This window comes from Pseudomonas nabeulensis, from assembly GCF_004682045.1.
GTDB lineage: Bacteria > Pseudomonadota > Gammaproteobacteria > Pseudomonadales > Pseudomonadaceae > Aquipseudomonas > Aquipseudomonas nabeulensis.
On the sequence record NZ_QUZT01000048.1, the window covers coordinates 25469 to 45120 of the forward strand.

The 19652-nt window shown below is 57.2% G+C and carries 14 protein-coding genes; 8 read left to right on the forward strand and 6 right to left on the reverse strand.

The genetic code is table 11. The features are described from left to right. Positions 1-6: 6 nt before the first annotated feature. Positions 7-1035 (reverse strand): WD40/YVTN/BNR-like repeat-containing protein, encoded by a 1029-nt coding sequence (locus DYL61_RS22105; protein ID WP_193559452.1) that lies wholly within the window; start codon positions 1033-1035, stop codon positions 7-9. 293 nt (positions 1036-1328) lie between these two features. Here DYL61_RS22105 and DYL61_RS22110 point away from each other — a divergent pair, with 293 nt between their 5' ends. The 8 genes from DYL61_RS22110 to DYL61_RS22145 all read left to right on the forward strand — a co-directional run bounded on the left by DYL61_RS22110 (position 1329) and on the right by DYL61_RS22145 (position 11412). Then, positions 1329-2444, forward strand: a complete 1116-nt coding sequence (locus DYL61_RS22110; protein WP_135310091.1) for a Gfo/Idh/MocA family protein — start codon at positions 1329-1331, stop codon at positions 2442-2444. Positions 2445-2928: 484 nt separating this feature from the next. After that, positions 2929-4362, forward strand: coding sequence for an NAD(P)/FAD-dependent oxidoreductase (locus tag DYL61_RS22115; protein WP_135310092.1), 1434 nt, complete (start codon positions 2929-2931; stop codon positions 4360-4362). Next, positions 4359-5216, forward strand: a complete 858-nt coding sequence (locus DYL61_RS22120) for a HemK/PrmC family methyltransferase (protein ID WP_135310093.1) — start codon at positions 4359-4361, stop codon at positions 5214-5216. The genes DYL61_RS22115 and DYL61_RS22120 overlap by 4 nt, the downstream gene beginning before the upstream one ends. A gap of 13 nt (positions 5217-5229) precedes the next feature. Next, positions 5230-6468 carry an aminotransferase class I/II-fold pyridoxal phosphate-dependent enzyme gene (locus DYL61_RS22125; RefSeq protein WP_135310094.1) on the forward strand — a complete coding sequence of 413 codons (1239 nt, stop codon included), beginning with the start codon at positions 5230-5232 and terminating at the stop codon, positions 6466-6468. Between the two features lie 69 nt (positions 6469-6537). Beyond that, positions 6538-6873, forward strand: coding sequence for a chorismate mutase (locus DYL61_RS22130; protein WP_167497989.1), 336 nt, complete (start codon positions 6538-6540; stop codon positions 6871-6873). After that, complete coding sequence (gene pabB, locus DYL61_RS22135) at positions 6870-8939, forward strand: aminodeoxychorismate synthase component I (protein WP_135310096.1); 2070 nt, start codon at positions 6870-6872, stop codon at positions 8937-8939. Before DYL61_RS22130 ends, pabB begins: the two co-directional genes overlap by 4 nt. Next, positions 8936-9808, forward strand: a complete 873-nt coding sequence (locus DYL61_RS22140; RefSeq protein ID WP_135310097.1) for a prephenate dehydrogenase dimerization domain-containing protein — start codon at positions 8936-8938, stop codon at positions 9806-9808. The genes pabB and DYL61_RS22140 overlap by 4 nt, the downstream gene beginning before the upstream one ends. Positions 9809-9894: 86 nt before the next feature. Beyond that, the gene (locus DYL61_RS22145; RefSeq protein WP_135310098.1) at positions 9895-11412 is read left to right on the forward strand and encodes an MFS transporter; all 1518 of its coding nucleotides are present in this window, start codon (positions 9895-9897) and stop codon (positions 11410-11412) included. Positions 11413-11550: 138 nt separating this feature from the next. Here DYL61_RS22145 and DYL61_RS22150 read toward each other — a convergent pair whose 3' ends face one another. From DYL61_RS22150 to DYL61_RS22170, 5 genes are all read right to left on the reverse strand, one after another. Further along, positions 11551-13254: an AMP-binding protein gene (locus tag DYL61_RS22150; RefSeq protein WP_135310099.1), complete on the reverse strand. Its 1704-nt coding sequence runs from the start codon at positions 13252-13254 to the stop codon at positions 11551-11553. Between the two features lie 31 nt (positions 13255-13285). Next, complete coding sequence (locus DYL61_RS22155) at positions 13286-14584, reverse strand: acetyl-CoA C-acetyltransferase (RefSeq protein ID WP_135310100.1); 1299 nt, start codon at positions 14582-14584, stop codon at positions 13286-13288. After that, positions 14581-15471, reverse strand: coding sequence for a MaoC/PaaZ C-terminal domain-containing protein (locus DYL61_RS22160; RefSeq protein WP_135310101.1), 891 nt, complete (start codon positions 15469-15471; stop codon positions 14581-14583). Before DYL61_RS22160 ends, DYL61_RS22155 begins: the two co-directional genes overlap by 4 nt. A 3-nt stretch (positions 15472-15474) precedes the next feature. Next, positions 15475-16818 carry a 3-oxoacyl-ACP reductase gene (locus DYL61_RS22165; RefSeq protein ID WP_135310102.1) on the reverse strand — a complete coding sequence of 448 codons (1344 nt, stop codon included), beginning with the start codon at positions 16816-16818 and terminating at the stop codon, positions 15475-15477. A 146-nt stretch (positions 16819-16964) separates the two neighbouring features. Then, complete coding sequence (locus DYL61_RS22170) at positions 16965-19490, reverse strand: acyl-CoA dehydrogenase (protein ID WP_135310103.1); 2526 nt, start codon at positions 19488-19490, stop codon at positions 16965-16967. Positions 19491-19652: the final 162 nt, after the last annotated feature.

The window sequence follows — 19652 nt, forward strand, 5'->3', positions numbered from 1 at the left end:
GCCTTCTTATTGTTTTGTCGGTTCGGCGCCGGTGGGCGTCGCCACACGAACGCCCCCCTGCCCGGCCAGAATCAAGTTGCCATTGCCTGCCGCGGTGACGGATGACAGCGAAATGCGATCCGGGCGGTTGAACACGCTGAACGTGAGCCCGTCGTCATGGCTGACCACCACGCTGCCGCCGTTGCCCACGACGACGATGGCGCCGTCATCGAGCAAGGTCGCGCCGGACAAACCGAACTCCAGCGCTCCCCGCGCCGCGTTCAATTCGACCTGCTCCCAGGTGCTGCCAAAGTCGGTCGAGCGGTACAGGTTGCCGCGCAAGCCGTAGGCCAGCAGCGTTTGCGGTTGGGCGGTGCCGATCACGCCAAACAGCGAGCCCTCGTAGGGGCCTTCGAGTTTTTCCCAGGTCTGCCCGTCATCGCTGGAGCGGAACATGCTGCCCTGCTCGCCGACGATAAACAGGCCGGCGTCCTTGATGTAGGCGATAGCGTTGAGGTGGTACTGGTCTTCGTTGTCGAGGCGGTCGCTGACGTCTTCCCAGGTCTTGCCGCCGTCGGTGGTTTCGATCAGCGCACCGTAGGCGCCAACGGCCAGGCCGTGGCTGGTGTTGTTGAACCAGATGTCGAGCAATGGGGCTTCGCGCTTGAGGTCCTGGTATTGCTCAGTCCAGGTGGCGCCGCCGTCGGCGCTGGCGAGGATTTGTGCGTCATGACCGACCGCCCAGCCTTGTTTGTCATCGATGAAATACACCGCCGTGAGCAACTGCCGGGTCGGCACTTTGGCTTGGGTCCAGGTCACACCCTGGTCATCGGAATACAGGATATGCCCGCGATCACCCACCGCCACCAGGCGTTTGCCGGCGTGAACCACGTCGATCATCAGGCCTTTGGCGGCCTTGGGGGATTCAATTGCGAAGGGGGTATCGCTGGCGGCCTGGACGACCGTCGGTAACACGACTGCGCCAAACAGCGAGAGCGCTGCGGCCAGCAACGCGACCCTGCGTGCGGCGCGTGGGCGGCAAACAACCCTACCCATGACAGGCTCACTCATAGACCTTTCTCCTAGTTATTATTGTTAGGGCCCTGAAACCTGCAATCTAGAGCGCCTGGAGACATCAGCGGCCATCCTACGGGGCTTTCGAATCGTCTGACAATCGGCGCTACGTTATCTTTTGTTAACTGGGGCCTTTTCCTTCAGGCCTGAATATAGCGGCATCAGCCAGGTTGATCGTCGGCGCAACAATGAATTTTTATTCCGTCTATTGAAATACGAGAATTTTTATTCCATTAATAGCGCCTCTGAAAACAATAATGCAAAGGACCACGGCTATGCGTGAACTCGGAATCGGCTTGATCGGCACAGGCTTCATGGGCCGCGCCCATGCCTTGGCGTTCAACAACGCCCGTGCGGTATTTGAACTGCCGGTACACCTCAAGCTGGCCGCCCTGGCCGACGCCGACACCGAACGCGCCCAGCGCTGCGCCAAGGACTGGGGTTTTGCCCAGGCCCACGGCGACTGGCAGGCACTGATCAATGACCCGAACGTCGACGTGGTCGCCATCACCACCCCCAACCACTTGCACTACCCCATGGCCATGGCCGCCATCGCGGCGGGCAAGGCGGTGTACTGCGAAAAACCCCTGGCCGTCAGCCTTGAACAAGCCGACGCCATGCGCCGCGCCGCGAGTGCCGCCGGTGTGGTGACGCGGGTGGGCTACAACTACCAGCACAACCCGATGATCGTGCTGGCCAAACAGATGATCGCCAACGGCGAACTGGGCGAGATCATCAGTTTCCAGGGGGAATTCAGCGAAGACTTCATGGCCGACCCGGCATCACCGTGGTCCTGGCGCTGCGAAGTGGAACACGCCGGCGGCGCCCTCGCCGACCTGGGCAGCCACTTGCTGTCGATGGCCCGCTATCTGGTGGGGGATGTGGTCAGCGTGTGCGCCGATACGCAGACCGTGCATGCCCAGCGTCCGGCCGTCAAAGGCAGCAGCGAGCGCAAAACCATCGCCGTGGACGATCAAGTACATGCCCTGCTGCGCTTCGCCAATGGCGCACGGGGTACGGTGAGCAGCAGCTGGCTCAAGCATGGCTACAAGAACCACTTGAGCTTCGAGATCAGCGGCACCAAAGGCACGCTGGCGTTCGACCAGGAGCGCTTGAATGAGCTGCAACTGTGCCGTGTGGGCCAGGACGGATTCCAGCGCTTGTTGGCCGGCCCGGCCCTGCCGGGGTACGCAGCGTTCAGCCCAGCGGCGGGGCATCAGTTGGGGTACAACGAGTTGAAGACGCTGGAGGTGCAGGAGTTGGTTCTGGCGTTGGCCGGCCAGGGGGGCGACGGTACCGACTTTGAAGGGGCGTGGGCGGTGGAGCAGTTGGCGACGGCGATTCGTGTGGCGGCCCGAGAGGAACGTTGGGTGAACGTGAGCACGGTCTAAATTGTGGGAGCGGGCTTGCCCGCGAAAAAGGTGTGTCAGTTAAAAAAAGGTGCCTGACACGCCCCCTTCGCGAGCAAGCCAGTTCCCAAAGCTGTAAGCACACCAAACCAAATAAAAGGCGATCCTTGAAGGATCGCCTTTTTTCATTGTGCATTGCTATTCAGCCCAGCGGCGTACTTTCAAGCCTGCATCTATAAACACCGTGCAAACCAGAAGTTAACTACTCAGCGATGTAGTACCGCAGCCTCCGGAGGCCGACCCAAACTATCAACTGTGTGCAACAAGCACTGAATCAAATCAAATTCCTACGGAAAGTTCTGAGCGTGATTTTCAAATATGTAGATTAGTAACACCGAAACAGCACGAAACAATTACCCAATAGCTTTACGACATTGCAAATTATAAAAAGCGCAGTGTATTCCTACGCAGAAACAGGTTTCACCTTAATATAATAATAGAAAACTAATAATCGAGGATCTAGAACATGGAGTTCGATGTAATCGTGGTCGGCGCGGGAGCGATTGGCGCCTCTATCGCGTATGAACTAAGCTCAAGGGGCTTAAACGTTTGTAGGGTTGGCGAGACTGGCCACACTAACGCAGCCTCCAAAGCGGCTGGCGCGATGAATGGCTGTTTTGGCGAGGTCACCAGCGGACTGTTGGCTAGTGATCATGGCCGACTCAAGCTAGACATGGATTTACAGGCCCGGAAACTTTGGCCCACTTGGGCCGAGCGTTTGGCAGATGCATCGGGCATCCGCACCTCAATATTCACCGCTAGCGGCACGCATGTAGTTCTCAACACTGCTGGAATGGATGAGTTAGATACTGTTAACTACGAAACCATCGAGCGAAGTCTTCAAAACTATGGGGAGCCGTACGAGACTATTGATCCAAGAGCGATAAAGTGGCTATCCCCTAACCATCTGGTACGCCCACTGCGGGGCATATTCATTCCCAACGAACACTCTGTGAACGCCAATTTGCTGTTGGAAAAACTTGACGCAGCCCTACTATCCACCAATGGCACTCTGATAAATGAAAATGCCAGTCGAGTATTGTCCGAAGGCGGAGTTGCAATAGGGGTCGAACTGATCAGCGGCGAGAGGCTGCTAGGGAAAAAAGTTGTCGTGGCCGCTGGCGTTCAATCGCTGGAGCTTCTCCATGAGTTCAACACTCTTGTAAAAAAAATCCCTCCTCTGTTCAGCGGCTATGGCGTTTCAATTCTGGTAAAGCTGCCTGATGGCATGGAGATGCCCAAATCTGTAATCCGGACACCTAACCGTGCGTTTGCGTGTGGCCTTCATTGCGTGCCACGAGGCGAAAACATATTGTATCTCGGCGCTACCAATATCCTTTCAGAACGCCCCAAAAATTACGCGCTAATCTCCGATGTGCAGTTTTTGCTCGATTGCGCCGTCGACCAGTTAAACATTGATCTACACAGTGCCGAAATTATTTCGATTCAAGTGGGCAATCGTCCGATTTCGGCCGATGGCTTTCCACTGATCGGCGAATGCGGCAAGCAGAAACTTTGGTTGGTAACCGGCACCTACCGTGATGGTTTGCACCAGTCGCCTTTGCTGGCAGCTTATATTGCGGACTCTTTAACGGATAGTAAGACTGGCGGCTTGGATTTGAGCACGTTCAATCCGGTACGCGCTCCACTTACAGGATTGGCGCGTGAATTGACAGTCGAAGAAACAGTGAAGCAAATGTTCGCGACCGGCTATGAATATCGGTGGGATCTGAAAGCTTACTGGTTTCCCATTATCGATAAAGGACTATCGACCAATTACCAGCAATTGATTGATGAGCTACATCCCTTGTTCACTCCTCCTCCGGAACTGATCGCCTTTTCTTATCTATATGAATCTATGCGAGTAAAATTGACGCAGTATTACAAGGAGTGGTCATGAGTCTGGGCAAATATGAAGAGGAAGCTATAATCCTGGCGCGCGCACAGCTAGAAGCGGCAGACATCTGGGACCCGGAGGGAGACCTGAATAGCCTAGTCGATCGTTTTATCGTTCGTTCAGACAAACAACGCGCCCTGAATGAATTCACATTAGCAGTGAGTGAGCGCTGCAGTCGTATTCCCTTAGGACATATCCTAGGCACTGTAGAGTTTGATGAGTTGCAGCTGGTTATTGGTAGCGGCGTCTTTATCCCTCGCCCTCACAGTATAGTAATTCATAAATGGTTGGACGGCACGGAGCTTGCGACGGGAACTCGCGTCCTGGATCTTTGCGCTGGCAGCGGCGCAATCGGATTGGCAATCGCTCGACGCAGGCCAGACCTCAATGTCACCTGCGTGGAATTTGAAGAGGTCGCTTTTAGCTACCTTAAGCGCAATATCAACCGGTTATCTACAAAACAAATGCATATCGATGCATTACAAGCGGACGTTCGCGACAAGAACGCGTTTGCGCACTTAAGTCACAAAGTGGGCCTCATTGTCGCTAACCCACCCTACGTCCCCCAACACATCCAGTTGCAACCCGAATGGAGCGAGCATCATCCCACAACGGCCGTCTACTCAGGTACTGACGGACTAGATCTAACGCGGCAGATAACCGCATTGGCGATCATGTTGCTGACACCTGATGGATGGCTGGTTATCGAACATGGCGAAGATCAGGCAAACGCCATTCGCGACTTGTTCGAAAAATACCAATTGACTGAGGTTCGGACTGTCATCGACCGGGACGCATCTGACATTACCGGCCGCTCAGTCATGACCGTTGGCCGCTTATTGAATAATGTTCGATAGGAGTTTTTGCGCAATGGACACAACAACCAAACAGGATTGGATGACAATCCGCCGCGACAACACCACCAGCGCTTTGGAAACCGCCTGTATAGAAGGCCTCACCGGTTTCACCATTGTTAGTCGTGAAAATAAACGCATCACCTTAAAAGAAGGCGGTACTTTTACCGAGTTCGTTTCCTGTTCGTATATGGGACTTGAAACCCATCCGCGACTCATCAAGGCAGCACACCAAGCCCTCAAAACTATGGGACTACACCTGTCCTCGTCGCGTAGTGCTATGCGCCCAGTATATTTACCGCAACTGGAATCACTTCTCAGCGAAATATACAGAGGCTCAGGCGTCAGCGTTTTCACCTCAACCAGCAGTGTGCACCTAGGAGTGCTGCCGCTGCTGGGAAGCAATTCGCTCAAGGGCTATCCAATCAGGAAGCGTGCGCATTGGTTGATGGACAAAACCGCTCACGCATCTCTGCAGGTACTGCGGGGCATACTTCAGCAGTTTGGAGAGGTATCCCGAGTTCAATCGACAGATCCAGAATCGATGAACACTGCACTGAAAAAATGTGCCGAAAATCAGGAAACACCAATTCTACTGATCGATGGTATCGGTTCGATGAGCGGTGTCGTACCTATCGCGCATCTCTACCGCCAACTTGAGAAAGCTGGAGGGTACCTCTATGTGGATGATGCGCACGGTATATCCATCACTGGACGTAATGGCACTGGCTATGCCCTTTCGACCGTAGACAATCAATTGCCGCCCCACATGCTTCTGGCCGGCTCTCTTTCCAAAGCCTTCGGCGGGGCTGGCGGATTTGTGGTTGTGAGTGACCCTCGGGATATTCCGTCAATTCAGATGCTCGCTAACCCGCAGGTTTTTGGCCACTCCATCATGGTGCCGATGCTAGCGGCCAACGTTGCGGCAGCGAAGATCCACCTCAGTAACGAGATTGATTGTCTGCAACACCGCCTTTGGGACAACGTGCGCTTGTTTGATTCACTGACACACAACCGCCTGCTTAACGCTGGCATTCAATCACCAGTGAGGGGCGCATTTTTCGAGACGGAAGAAGACGGATTAACGGCATGCCGGATTCTGCGGGCCAACGGCGTACTGGCATTCCCTGTCTTTTTTCCGATCATTGCCAAAGGTAAAGCCATGTTGCGTTTCGCCTTCTCGGCCACCCACAGCAAACATGACATTCAGCAGTTAGCCGCCTCCTTGGATTTAGTCATCCGCGCAGGCGTATAGAAATCACACATCCATTACCAGACACATTGGGCCTCCGCATATAACGGCAAAAAAATCAAAGGAGTGAACATGACGCAACGTAGGCAGATCTCTCAGACGGTTCCGTCCACCATCTTACGACCTAAGCGTGACCAACTGGACCAGATCAACAATCATTTGGTCGACCTTCTTTGTAAACGTATGAACGTTTGCATGGAAATCGCCGAGCTCAAGGCAGCTCATGATATACCGATGATGCAGCCACAACGTATTATCCAAGTGTTAGATCAACTCAAGGATAAGTCTGCAAAAGTGGGTTTAAGGTCCGACTACGTAGAGTCGATATTCAAGCTGATCATTGAGGAGACTTGTGTACAGGAAGAGCATTTGATCCAGAAACTCAGAAATAACGAGAAGAACTCATGAAGGTATTATTGATTGATAACTTCGATTCTTTTACCCACAACATTGCTCAGTACCTATACGAGGTCACCGGTTTCTGTATTGACATAGTCAGCAACACGACAGCCTACGACGAGCTGAAGATTGAACAATACGATGCCGTAGTGCTTTCTCCTGGCCCAGGTCATCCGGGTAAATACATGGACTTCGGCGTGTGCGGGAAAGTCGTTCTCCAATCCCCCGTACCCTTGCTCGGCATTTGCCTGGGGCATCAGGGTATAGCCCAATTTCTTGGCGGACGAGTCGGGCATGCCCCCAAGCCGGTACACGGGTACCGCAGCACCATCACTCATTCCGGCAGCGGCCTTTTTCGCGACCTTCCCGAACATTTTGAAGTAGTTCGCTATCACTCACTGGCATGTATCCACTTGCCTCAGGAGCTCCGCTGCACCGCGTGGACTGAAGATGGTGTAGTCATGGCAATTGAGCACAATAGCCGCCCTATTTGGGGCGTCCAGTTTCACCCTGAGTCCATTGACTCTGAGTATGGGCATGCGCTGCTGAGCAATTTCATTCGCATGGCACTCAAACACAATGTTGGAAAACGCTCGCGGTCTCTGGAAGATTTTGATGGATCTCAGGCAGTAAAAGAGCAATATGTGGCCGTCGGCGGCACACTCAATATGCAATTGTCATATCGCATACACCCTGGAGGACACGATCCATTAGCTTTGTTCGCACAACTCTATGCCAATGATCACTATAGCTTCTGGCTAGACAGCGAAAAGTCGGAAAGACCTAACTCCCGCTACTCAATAATGGGTAGTGGTCAAGCGCAAGGCTCTATTCGCCTAGCCTATGACGTTAACAGCGAACGTCTCACACTTGAGGGACCAAAAGGTCGCAGAACTCTGGCAGGTGACTTTTTCTCGCTGTTTGGGCAAATCGTAGAATCAGTCCACGTAGCAGTACCGCAATACCTGCCTTTTGAATTCAAGGGCGGTTTTGTAGGTTATATGGGCTATGAACTCAAGGCATTGACGGGTGGGCGTAAGGTCTTTCGCTCCGACCATCCAGACGCCAGTTTTATATTTTCTCCGCATTTTTTTGTCTTCGACCACCACAACCAAGTTGTTTACGAATGCCTTATAAGCCCGACCGGCCAGTCGCTGCAGTGGCCCAACTTACCGGCCTCGGAACCAGTGACGCAAAAGGCCAAATCTGAGCAGCGCTTCGTTCCGGGCGCAGTAGATGAACTCAAACTGTCACTTGAGGACAGTTCCGACGATTACATCCACAAGGTCGAGCGGTCGCTGCAATACATTAACGACGGTGAGTCTTACGAAATATGCCTGACCAACCGAGCGAGGATGAATTACATCGGAGAGCCACTAACGGCCTATCGCAGAATGCGCGAAGCCAGCCCCGTACCTTATGGTGCCTTCCTTCGTTTCGACAATCTTTCTGTCCTAAGCGCCTCACCCGAAACCTTTTTGAGGATTGACGAAGCAGGCCTGATTGAGTCCCGTCCCATCAAAGGAACTCGTGCACGGAGTAAGGACCCAGCAGAAGATCAACGCTTGCGTGGCGACTTGGAAGCTTCAAGCAAAGACCGCGCGGAGAATCTGATGATTGTGGATCTGGTACGTCACGACTTGAACCGAGTTTGCCGCCCCGGCAGCGTACATGTGCCGCATATTTTCGCGGTGGAAAGCTTTTCCTCAGTACACCAACTTGTATCTACGGTACGTGGGCATTTACGCAACGATATCCCGACCATCGAAGCGATCAAGATTTGCTTTCCAGGGGGGTCAATGACAGGGGCCCCAAAAAAACGCACGATGGAAATCATCGATGGCCTCGAGACCTGTGCACGCGGTGTTTATTCCGGAGCGCTTGGGTGGATCTCGTTTAGCGGCAGTGCGGAGCTAAGCATCGTCATCCGCACTGCAGTGCTGCATAAGCAACAAGCTGAGTTCGGCATCGGTGGCGCAATCGTCGCGCACTCAGACCCTCATGAAGAGTTTGAAGAGACCTTGGTCAAAGCCAGCGTGCCCTATTACAGTTTTTGCGCAGGGAAAGATAAATGAATAACAACACAATAGTCGTATTGGGAGGCGCTGGCCTCATCGGATCCCTGATAAGCCGCATCCTCAAACAGTATGGATATTGCGTGCGCGTCGTGGATTGCGGTCCTGCGCAGTTCGAGTGCGAATATCACAATATCGATGTGACCCAACCCTTCAGCAACACGGACGATGTTTTTCGAGATGCGATAGCAGTTGTTTTCGCCCTGCCTGAGAATGTGGCGGTACGTTCAATTGCCTGGGTCACCGCGTACGTCTCTTCAGAAGTGGTATTCATTCCTACTTGCTCGGTGCAAGGGCCATTCTACAAGGCCCTAAGGGCAGTAGCACCGCATCAGCAATTTGTCGGGATCAACCCCATGTTTTCACCAAAGTTGTCCGTACAAGGCCGCACGGTGGTGATCTGCGTAGAAAACATGGATGCCACTCAATCCTTCATTGAGCAAAACTTATTGGATGCGGGGATGAAGATCCGACGAATGACGCCAACCGCCCATGACGAACTAATGGCGCTGTGTCAGACGTTGCCACATGCAGCCATTCTCGCTTTCGGTATTGCGCTGACCAAATCCTCCATAGACTTAGACTTGGTGGCGGAAGTCATGCCACCTCCGATGCGTACGATGATGGCACTGCTTGCGCGGATACTCGTTAACCCGCCAGAGATCTATTGGGATATCCAGCTGGAAAATGAACAGGCTAGCACGCAGCACAAAGTGCTTTTGAAAAGCCTTGAGCGGCTGCAGCAAACCGTCGCCGCACACGATTACGAGAGTTTTAAAAACGACTTACAGTCTGTTTCAAACACATTAGGCAAACGGTTGAATTCGGGTGCAGTGGACTGCCAGCATCTGTTTTCCTTACTGAACTGAAAAACCGAGCTTACAAACAAAACAGTAAGACAGCTCTGCGTATAACCCCCGATGTATACCCATTATTTTTTAAAAAGGAGCCGGTGATGTCAGTAACGTCTGACGATTCAAAACACCAACCCCACGCCAAGCGGTGGTTGGCTCTAACAATATTGATGCTACCGGTCCTGCTAGTGACTGTGGATAACACAGTATTAAGCTTCGCATTGCCAAAAATAGCTGAAGCGCTGCATCCCAGCGCTAGCCAGCAATTGTGGATAATTGATGCGTATTCGTTGGTACTGGCGGGATTGCTCATCTCCATGGGTAGTCTGGGTGATCGTAAAGGTCATAGAAAACTGCTGCTGATCGGCTCATTAGGGTTTACGGCTGCATCCTTCATTACTGCTTACTCCAGTAATGCCACACAACTGATCGCGGGGCGTGCTTTCATGGGTGGGTTCGGGGCTATGCTCATGCCTTCTACTTTGGCGTTGATCCGATCAATCTTCGTAGATAGGGAGGAGCGGCGCTTAGCCGTGGCCATCTGGGCGACAACTTTAACGGTCGGTTCAGCGATTGGACCTTTGATTGGGGGCATACTGCTAGAGTTTTTCAAATGGAGCTCGATCTTTCTTCTGGCAGTGCCCGTGCTGATTCCAATATTGATCCTCGGACCAGTGCTGTTACCCGAGTCTGAGCCAGATGCGCCGGGGCCAATGGATTTCATCAGTATCTTGCAATCCGTAATTGCCCTCGGAGCCTTGGTATATTGCATCAAGCACCTCGCCAGTGACGGTCCAGACACATTGGTACTAGCAGGCTTAGGCATTGCTATCATCATCGGTAGGCAATTCGTGCGCCGTCAAATGTCCTTGCCGATACCGCTGATGGACCTAACCCTGTTTCGCAACAAAGCGTTCAGCGGGGCGGTGACTATCAACCTGATGAGCTTGGCCTTTCTCATCGGCTTTGTATTTTCTTCAACTCAATACCTGCAAATCGTCCTAAGCATGTCCCCTCTTAATGCCAGCCTGGCTCTGATACCGGGCCAAATCATGGCGATTGCTATCAGCATCCTGATAGTGCCAGTCGCCCAGCGAGTTTCGATTAGTATCCTCATTCCGACACTGCTTTCCTTTACTGCTGCGGCCTTTTTGTTGGTCGCCAGCCTCGACAGCAGTCTGATTGTGTTGATAGTCGCGTTCGCGTTGCTGAATATCGGCGTCGGAGCCATCACAACGGTATCCAACGATGTGATTTTATCTGCTACCCCCCCTAATAGAGCCGGAGCGGCATCAGCCATCAGCGAGACCGGCTATGAAGTGGGCGTCGTTCTCGGAACCACTGTACTCGGCGGAGTTGTCACCGCGTACTACCGCGGGACGTTGCAGTTACCGGATTTTCTGACACCGCTTCAAATACGCCTGGGCAGTGAAACATTGGCAGGTGCCTACTCAGTGTCAACAACTGTAGCTGAAGATCAGGCCAATCAGGTAATGCATAGCGCTGTGCGAGCATTTGAGGGAGGCATAACTTCAATGGCCTGGGTAGCCTTCATTTTGGCTCTATTGGCGATTCTCATCGCCAGGCATACGTTGACACCGCAGACTACCTCGCCATAGCTCAGCATTCGTATTCCATATTTATGTGATAGAGCGCGGTGCTGAGCAAGTCATAAAGCCAGTCAGATCAGCTCTTTCGGCTCATACCCTGGCTGGCATTATGACGAGTTCCGCTCATACAGAACTCCACGCCGCCGCTTAGCGCAAGGCCCGGCGCAGGACTTTGCCCACCGTGGTCTTGGGCAACTCATCCGTACGGAACTCCACATACCGCGGCAACTTGTACCCCGTCAGGTATTCCCGGCAATGCGCCAGAATCTGCTCCTGCGTCAGGTTCGGGTCCTTGCGCACCACGATGATCTTGACCTTCTCCCCTGTCACCGCATCTTCCACGCCAATCGCCGCCACTTCGCCGACGCCGGGGTGCATTGCCACCACGTCTTCGATTTCATTCGGGTACACATTAAAGCCCGACACCAGGATCATGTCTTTCTTGCGGTCCACCAGGCGGATGTAGCCGCGCTCATCCATCACGCCGATATCGCCGGTGGACAACCAGCCTTCGCCATCCAGCACTTCGGCCGTGGCCTCCGGGCGCTTCCAGTAACCTTGCATCACCTGCGGGCCGCGCACTTGCAGTTCGCCCTGCTCGCCGATGTCGGCCAACTCGCCGTCTTCACGGATAAACCGCACCCAGGTCGACGGCAATGGCACGCCGATGCTGCCGGTGAATTCCATCTCACGCATGCGCGCGATGTTGATCGGGCTGATGCTCACCACCGGCGAACATTCCGTAAGCCCGTAGCCTTCGATGATCGGCAGCCCGGTGACTTCCTTCCAGCGCTTGGCCACCGCCGTGTGGGTCGCCATGCCGCCGGCGATCACCATGCGTAAATCGGAAAAGTCCCGCCCACAGAATTCCTTGTTCTCCAGCAAGCCGTTGAACAACGTGTTGACTCCGGCGATGCCGTTGAAGCGTTCCTTGCGCAGGATCATCTGCACCCGTTTCACGTCCCGTGGGTTGGCGATCAGGATGTTGCGCCCGCCCAGGCACATGAACATCAGGCAGTTCACCGTCAGCGAGAAGATGTGGTACAGCGGCAGCAAGGTCACGTTGGTTTCCTGCTTGTCCTGGTCCAGTTGGTCACCGACCCAGGCCTTGGCTTGCAGCAGGTTGGCGATGATATTGCGATGGCTGAGCATCACGCCCTTGGCATCGCCGGTGGTGCCGCCGGTGTATTGCAGGAAGGCCAGGTCATCCAGGTGCATCCCCACCGGGAAGTGGTTGAGCCCACGGCCCTGCTTGAGCACTTGGTTGAAACGCAGCGAGCCCGGCAGGTTGAATTTGGGCACCTGCTTTTGCACGCTGCGCAGGATGAAGTTCATCGCTGCGCCCTTGAAGGTGCCGAGCAAGTCACCGATGGCCGCCACCACCACGCGCTTGACGCTGCTGCCGACCACGACCTTTTCCAGGGTGTGGGCGAAGTTTTCGAAGATCACCACGGTTTCGGCGCCACTGTCCTTGAGCAAATGCTTGAGCTCGTGGGCGGTGTACAGCGGGTTGACGTTGACCACCACCGCGCCCGCCAGGATCGTGCCCAGCAGGCAGATCGGGTACTGCAAGCAGTTGGGCATCATCAGCGCCACGCGGTCGCCCTTCTTCACGCCCTGGCCTTGCAGCCAGGCGGCGAAGGCATAGCCCTGCACCTGCCAGTCGGCATAGGTCATTTCGGTGCCGATGCTGACGTAGGCCACCCGTTCGTGGAATTTTTCCAGGTGTTCGAGGAACACCTCTCGCAGCGACGGGTAGTCCTCGATGCCGGCATCAATGTCCGCCGGGACGCCGGGCAGGTAAGCGTTCAACCAGATCCGTTCGGTTTGTTCCAGGCTTACAGCGTTCATGGCAGTCTCCTTGTTGTTGTTTTTGATAGAGCTACTTTTCGACGATGGCGGTAATGCCCAGCCCGCCCGCCGCGCAGATCGAGATCAAGCCGCGTCCGCCGCCGTTCTCATGGATGATCTTGGCCAACGCCGCCAACTGCCGGCCACCGGTGGCGGCGAAGGGGTGACCGCAGCCCAGCGAGCCGCCGTTGACGTTCATCTTGGCGCGGTCGATGGGGCCCAGCGGTGCGTCCAAGCCTAGGCGTTCGCGGCAGTATTCGGGGTCTTCCCAGGCCTTGAGGGTGCACAGCACCTGGGCCGCAAAGGCTTCGTGAATCTCGAAGAAGTCAAAGTCCCCGAAGCTCAGCCCTTCGCGCTTGAGCATGCGCGGCACCGCGTAGGCCGGCGCCATCAGCAAGCCTTCGGTGCCGTCGACAAAGTTCACCGCCGCCGTTTCGCCGGTGCGCAAATAGGCCAGCACCGGCCAGCCGTTGGCGGTTGCCCATTCTTCACTGGCCAGCAGCACCACCGAGGCGCCATCGGTCAGCGGCGTGGAGTTGCCTGCCGTGAGGGTGCCGTTCTGGCGGTCGTAGGCCGGGGACAGGCTGGCGAGTTTTTCCAGGCTGGCATCGGCACGCAGGTTGTTGTCCCGCGCCAGGCCGCGATGGGGGCTGATCAGGTCATCGAAGAAGCCGCGCTTGTAGGCCGCGTCCAGTCGTTGGTGGCTAGTGAGGGTGAGTTCATCCTGGGCCAGGCGCTTGATCTGCCAGCGCTTGGCCATTTCTTCGCAATGCTCGCCCATGGACAGGCCGGTGCGCGGCTCGCCATTACGCGGCAGCAACGGCTTGAAGAACATCGACGGGCGCACTTTAAGCAGCGTCTTGAGCTTGTCGCCCAGGCCCTTGGCGCGATTGGCCGCGAGCAAGGTGTGGCGCAGGGATTCATTGATGCCGATGGGCGCGTCGGAGGTGGTGTCGGAACCGCCGGCAATGCCCACGTCGATCTGGCCCAGGGCGATCTTGTTCGCCACCAGTAACGCGGCTTCCAGGCCGGTGCCGCAGGCTTGTTGCACATCGTAGGCCGGGATGTCCGGCGACAAGGTCGTGGACAGCAATGACTCACGCGCCAGGTTGAAATCCCGCGAATGCTTTATCACCGCGCCGGCGGCAAATTCGCCCAGGCGCTGGCCGTGCAGGTTGTAGCGGTCCACCAGGCCTTGCAGCGCGGCCACCAGCAAATCCTGGTTGCTGTCGTGGGCGTACACCGTGTTGGAGCGGGCAAACGGGATGCGATTGCCGCCGATAATCGCCACGCGGCGCACCGGGGCCGGGTTGAAGCTGTAGTCACTCATCGACGGTTCTCATTCCAGACAAAGAGGCCGCGCATATGCGGTTTATCACCGGCGAAATTGCGCACTTCGAATTCGCGGCGCGGGCCGCTCACAGGGTGGTTCCACAGGGCAACCTGGCCGGGCAAGAAGATCGGCAGCTTGAAGTCGCAATGGGCTTCGGCCTGGTCCAACCCGCCGGGGGGTTGTTGGGCGGCGAGCGCACGGCCGAGGGTCCACATGCCGTGGGCGATAGCCCGGCGAAAGCCGAAGATCTTTGCGCCGATCACCGAGGTGTGGATCGGGTTGAAATCCCCCGATACCTTGGCAAAACGCCGGCCCAGATCGGCGGGCAAGACCCAGCGTTGGGTGCGCAACAGGCCGTCTTCCTGTAACGGCAACGCGCCATCCCACGGCTCGCCAACCGGATCCTTGACGTCGCGGCGCAGGTACAGACTGTCGCTTTCCCACACCAGGGTGCCCGCGCTGTAGGCGCGCGTGGCAATGCTCAAGGCCTGGCCTTTCGGGTGAGCCACCCAGCGCTCGCAAAACACCTCCATGCGCAGGGCCTGGCCTTCCTGCAAACGCTGGTGCTGACGGATGCGGTTGGCCAAGTGCACCATGCCACTGGCCGGGTACGGAAAGCTCGGGCGCGTCAGCAACATCAGGTGCAATGGGAACGCCAGCACATGCGGGTAAGACAACGGTACGCCCTGTTCGCGGCGAAAACCGCAGGCACGGCCATAGCTGGCGATACCAGCGGCGGACAGTTCCACCGCCGAGCGCACCAGGCGTTCCTTGGGTAAAACCGGTGCGCCGTCGAGCTTGGGTTTGCGCAAGGCGCGCACGCCATCCATCAAGAGCTGGGTGCGTGAAGGGGGTGGATCGATGATCTGCGTGACGTAGTCCATGGCTCAAGCTCCCAGCAGGCTTTGCCCGCAGACGCGTACGGTTTGGCCATTGACGCCGCCGGATGCCGGGTGCGCCAACCACGCGATGGTCTCGGCCACATCGATGGGCTGGCCGCCCTGGGACAACGAGTTCATGCGTCGCCCTGCTTCGCGGATCATCAGCGGGATCTTGGCGGTCATCTGGGTTTCGATAAACCCTGGCGCCACCGCGTTGACCGTCACCTGCTGCGCTGCCGCACGCGGCGCCAGGCCTTGCACCAGGCCAATCACCCCCGCCTTGGAGGTGGCGTAGTTGCTTTGCCCGAGGTTGCCGGCGATACCGGAAATCGACGACACACACACGATGCGCCCACCGGGGTTCAGGCCCTGGCTTTCCAGCAACGCGCTGCTCAGTTGCAACGGCGCTTCCAGGTTGACCGCCAACACACTGCGCCAGGCCGCTTCGGTCATCTTGGCGATGGTTTTGTCACGGGTGATCCCGGCGTTGTGCACCACCACGTCGAAGGCACCGTATTGGCTGACATGCGCTTGTAATTGCGCCGCCGCATCCGTGGCCGTGATGTCCAAAGGCAACGCCGAGCCGCCCACACTGGCGGCCGCTTGTTGCAGCGATTCCTGAGCCTGGGGCACGTCCACGCACACCACATGGGCACCGTCACGCGCCAACACTTGGGCAATTGCCAGGCCGATGCCACGGGAGGCGCCGGTGACCAATGCACGACGCCCGGCAAACGGCTTGTCCCAGTTGACCGTGACGTGGCCGTCCACCGGTTTTTCCAGGCGCACCACCTGCCCCGACACATAGGCCGAACGGCGCGACAGGAAGAAACGCAGGCTGCTGTCCAACGCCTCTTCCGCACCCGGTGCGACGTAGATCAATTGCACGGTGATCGCCCGGCGCAGCTCCTTGGCCAGGGAGCGCACCAGGCCTTCAAGGGCGCGCTGGGCGATGGCCTGGGGCAAGTCCTGGCAATGTTCAGGTGCGGTGCCGATCACCACCACGCGGCTGTGTTGGCCGAGGCGTTTGGCGTTGGCGTGGAAGAATTCGTAGAGCTCGTCCAACTGTTTCAGATCGGCTATGGCGCTGGCGTCGAATACCGCGCCCTGGACTTTCACGGTGGACGGCGCTTTCAGGGTAGCCGCCGTGGCGCTGACCGTGTCAGTGGCCTGGAAGATCTGTTGCACCTGCGCAGCCAGGCGCCCTGCCCCGGCCAGAATGACCGGGTTGACCAGGCCTTGCTGGCCGCTGCGATGGCGTTGCAACGGCAAGGGTTGGGGCAAGCCGATGGCCTGGGCCAGGCGGCGGCCCAAAGGGGAATTGACGAACGAAAGGTAGCTGTCACTCATAAACTCACTCACAACACTGTATTGACCTGTAAACCCGATCCCTGTGGGAGGGGGCTTGCTCCCGATAGCGGTGTGTCAGCCATGGATCTATCAACTGACACTCCCTCATCGGGGGCAAGCCCCTTCCCACATTGACCCTGTTTTGCCTAGTTGACCGAGGCGTTTTCACCTTGGTTGGCTTTGCGCTTGGCCGGCGGTTCCAGCGCTTGCTTACGCTGCTGCAACGCCTCCAGCAAACCGAAGTCCTGCGGGAAGTCATCCACCTGGATACCGTGGTCGGCGTATTCCACATAGCGCGCGAGCAAGGCGTCTTCGTCGTTGCTGATCAAGTCCAGCGCCCGCGCCTTGATGCGCCAGGCGGTAAACGCCGTGGCAGAAATCGGCATCGGCTCGATCAGGCCTTGCTTCACGGCGGACTTGAGCCGTGCGTCGATCACCTCCACCTGCGGCAACAGGCGGAAACCCAGTTCGCCATAGGCCAATTTGTCGATTTCCGGGCGTGGGATATAGGAATTGGCCAGCAACCGGTCGCGGGTTTCGCCAGGGGTTTGCACCACATCGGCCACTTGGGCCAACAAGCGGTCCGACGGTTTGCGCAGTGGAATGCCGAACGGGAACGTCAAGCCGCGCACCACCGCCGCTGCGGCTTTGGACGGGTAGTTTTCCAGTACCTCGGCCAGCGCTTCATGAGCGCGCAGCAAGGCGTCCTGGGCCGACCAGTGCACCAGCGGCAAATCCGCCTGGGGCCGACCGTCGTCCTCAAAACGCTTGAGCACGCAGGACAGGATGTACAGCTGCGACAGAATATCCCCCAAGCGCCCGGTGATACTTTCCTTGCGCTTGAGGGCACCGCCCAGCACGCCCATGGAAATATCCGAGATCAGCGCCAGCACCACCGACAGCCGATTGGCCTGGCGGTAGTAGGACGCCAGCGCCGGGTCGGTCTTGGCCGGTGCGGAAATCAGGCGTCCGCCGGTCAGCGAATGCACGGCGGCGCGTACGGTGTTGGCCAGCACAAAGCTGATATGCCCGAACATTGCGCTGTCGAAGGCTTCCAGCGCCTTGCGCCGATCCGGGTTGCGCGCCGCTTCCATCTCGCGGAACACGTAGGGATGGCACCGGATCAAGCCCTGGCCAAAGATGATCAGGCAGCGCGTCATGATGTTCGCGCCTTCCACCGTGATGGCGATAGGGCTCTGCTGGTAGGCACGCGCCAGGAAGTTGTTCGGCCCCATGCAGATGCCTTTGCCGGCAACAATGTCCATGCCGTCGTTGACGATGATCCGCGCACGCTCGGTGACGTGGTACTTGGCGATGGCCGAAATCACCGAAGGTTTCTCGCCCGCATCCAGCGATGCCACCGAGACCTTGCGCACCGCGTCGCAGGCATACAAATGCCCGGCCATGCGCGCCAACGGCGCCTGCACGCCTTCGAACTTGCCGATAGGCAGGCCGAACTGTTTGCGCATCGCGGCATAGGCGGTGGTGCCGCGTACCGCGACCTTGCCCAGGCCGACGTTGGCCGACGGCAGGGAAATCGCCCGCCCCGCTGCCAGACATTCCATCAACATGCGCCAGCCATTGCCGACTTGCTCGCGGCCACCGATCACCCATTCCAGCGGGATAAACACATCCTTGCCGGTGGTCGGGCCGTTCTGGAACACCGCATTGAGTGGCCAGTGCCGACGGCCGCTGTTCACGCCGGGGTGGGAGGTGGGAATCAACGCGCAGGTGATCCCCAGCGAACCGGCCGGGCCCAGCAGCCCTTCCGGGTCTTCGGCGCGAAAGGCCAGGCCGAGCACCGTGGCAATCGGTCCGAGGGTGATATAGCGCTTGTCCCAGGTCACGCGGAACCCCAGCACTTCCTCGCCTTCGTGGGTGCCCTTGCAGACGATGCCCAGGTCCGGAATCGCCCCGGCATCGGAGCCGGCATACGGGCTGGTGAGGGCAAAACACGGGATATCTTCGCCCCGCGCCAGGCGCGGCAGGTAGTAGTTACGCTGGGCATCGGTGCCGTAATGCAACAGCAACTCGGCCGGGCCCAGGGAGTTGGGCACCATCACCGAAATCGCCGCCGCCGAGCAGCGCGTCGACAGCTTCATCACCACCTGCGAATGCGCATAGTGGGAGAAACCTTTGCCGCCGTACTGCTTGGGAATGATCATGCCGAGGAAGCCGGCGTCCTTGGTGTACTGCCAGCCTTCGGGGGACATGTCCTGCCAGACCTGGGTGGTTTCCCAGTCGTTGGCGATGTCGCACAGGGTTTCCACCTCGTTGTCGAGGAAGGCTTGTTCTTCGGCACTAAGACTGGCCGGGGCCGCTTGCAACAGGCGCTCCCAGTCGGGTTTGCCGCTGAACAGCTCGGCGTCCCACCACACGGTGCCCGACTCGATTGCGGCACGCTCGGTGTCGGACATCGCCGGCATGATCGTACGAAACAGGCCCAGGGCCTTGCTGGTCAACACGGCCCGGCGCAAGGGCTTGAGGGTCATCAATAACGCCGGCGCAATCACCAGCACTGCGGCGACCGTGACACCGACAGCGGCTACCACATTAAACAGGTAACCCGCTGCCAGCCACACCAGGCCAACGCCCAACCACAGGGTGGCAGCGGCTTGTCGATACGCCAGGGCAATCGCTGCTGCGAAACCCGCCAATAACCAGATAACCATGGGATACCTCGACTCGATTCAGGGTACGGCCTAAGCCACACTACAAACTTGGGAACGCAAATTCAAATTTTGTTTTGAAATTTTTATTTAATCAGTAGGCGAAAAAATTGGCTGAGCAGGTCAGCCGTTTCCACTCTCAAATCACGACCGAAACAGGTCGCG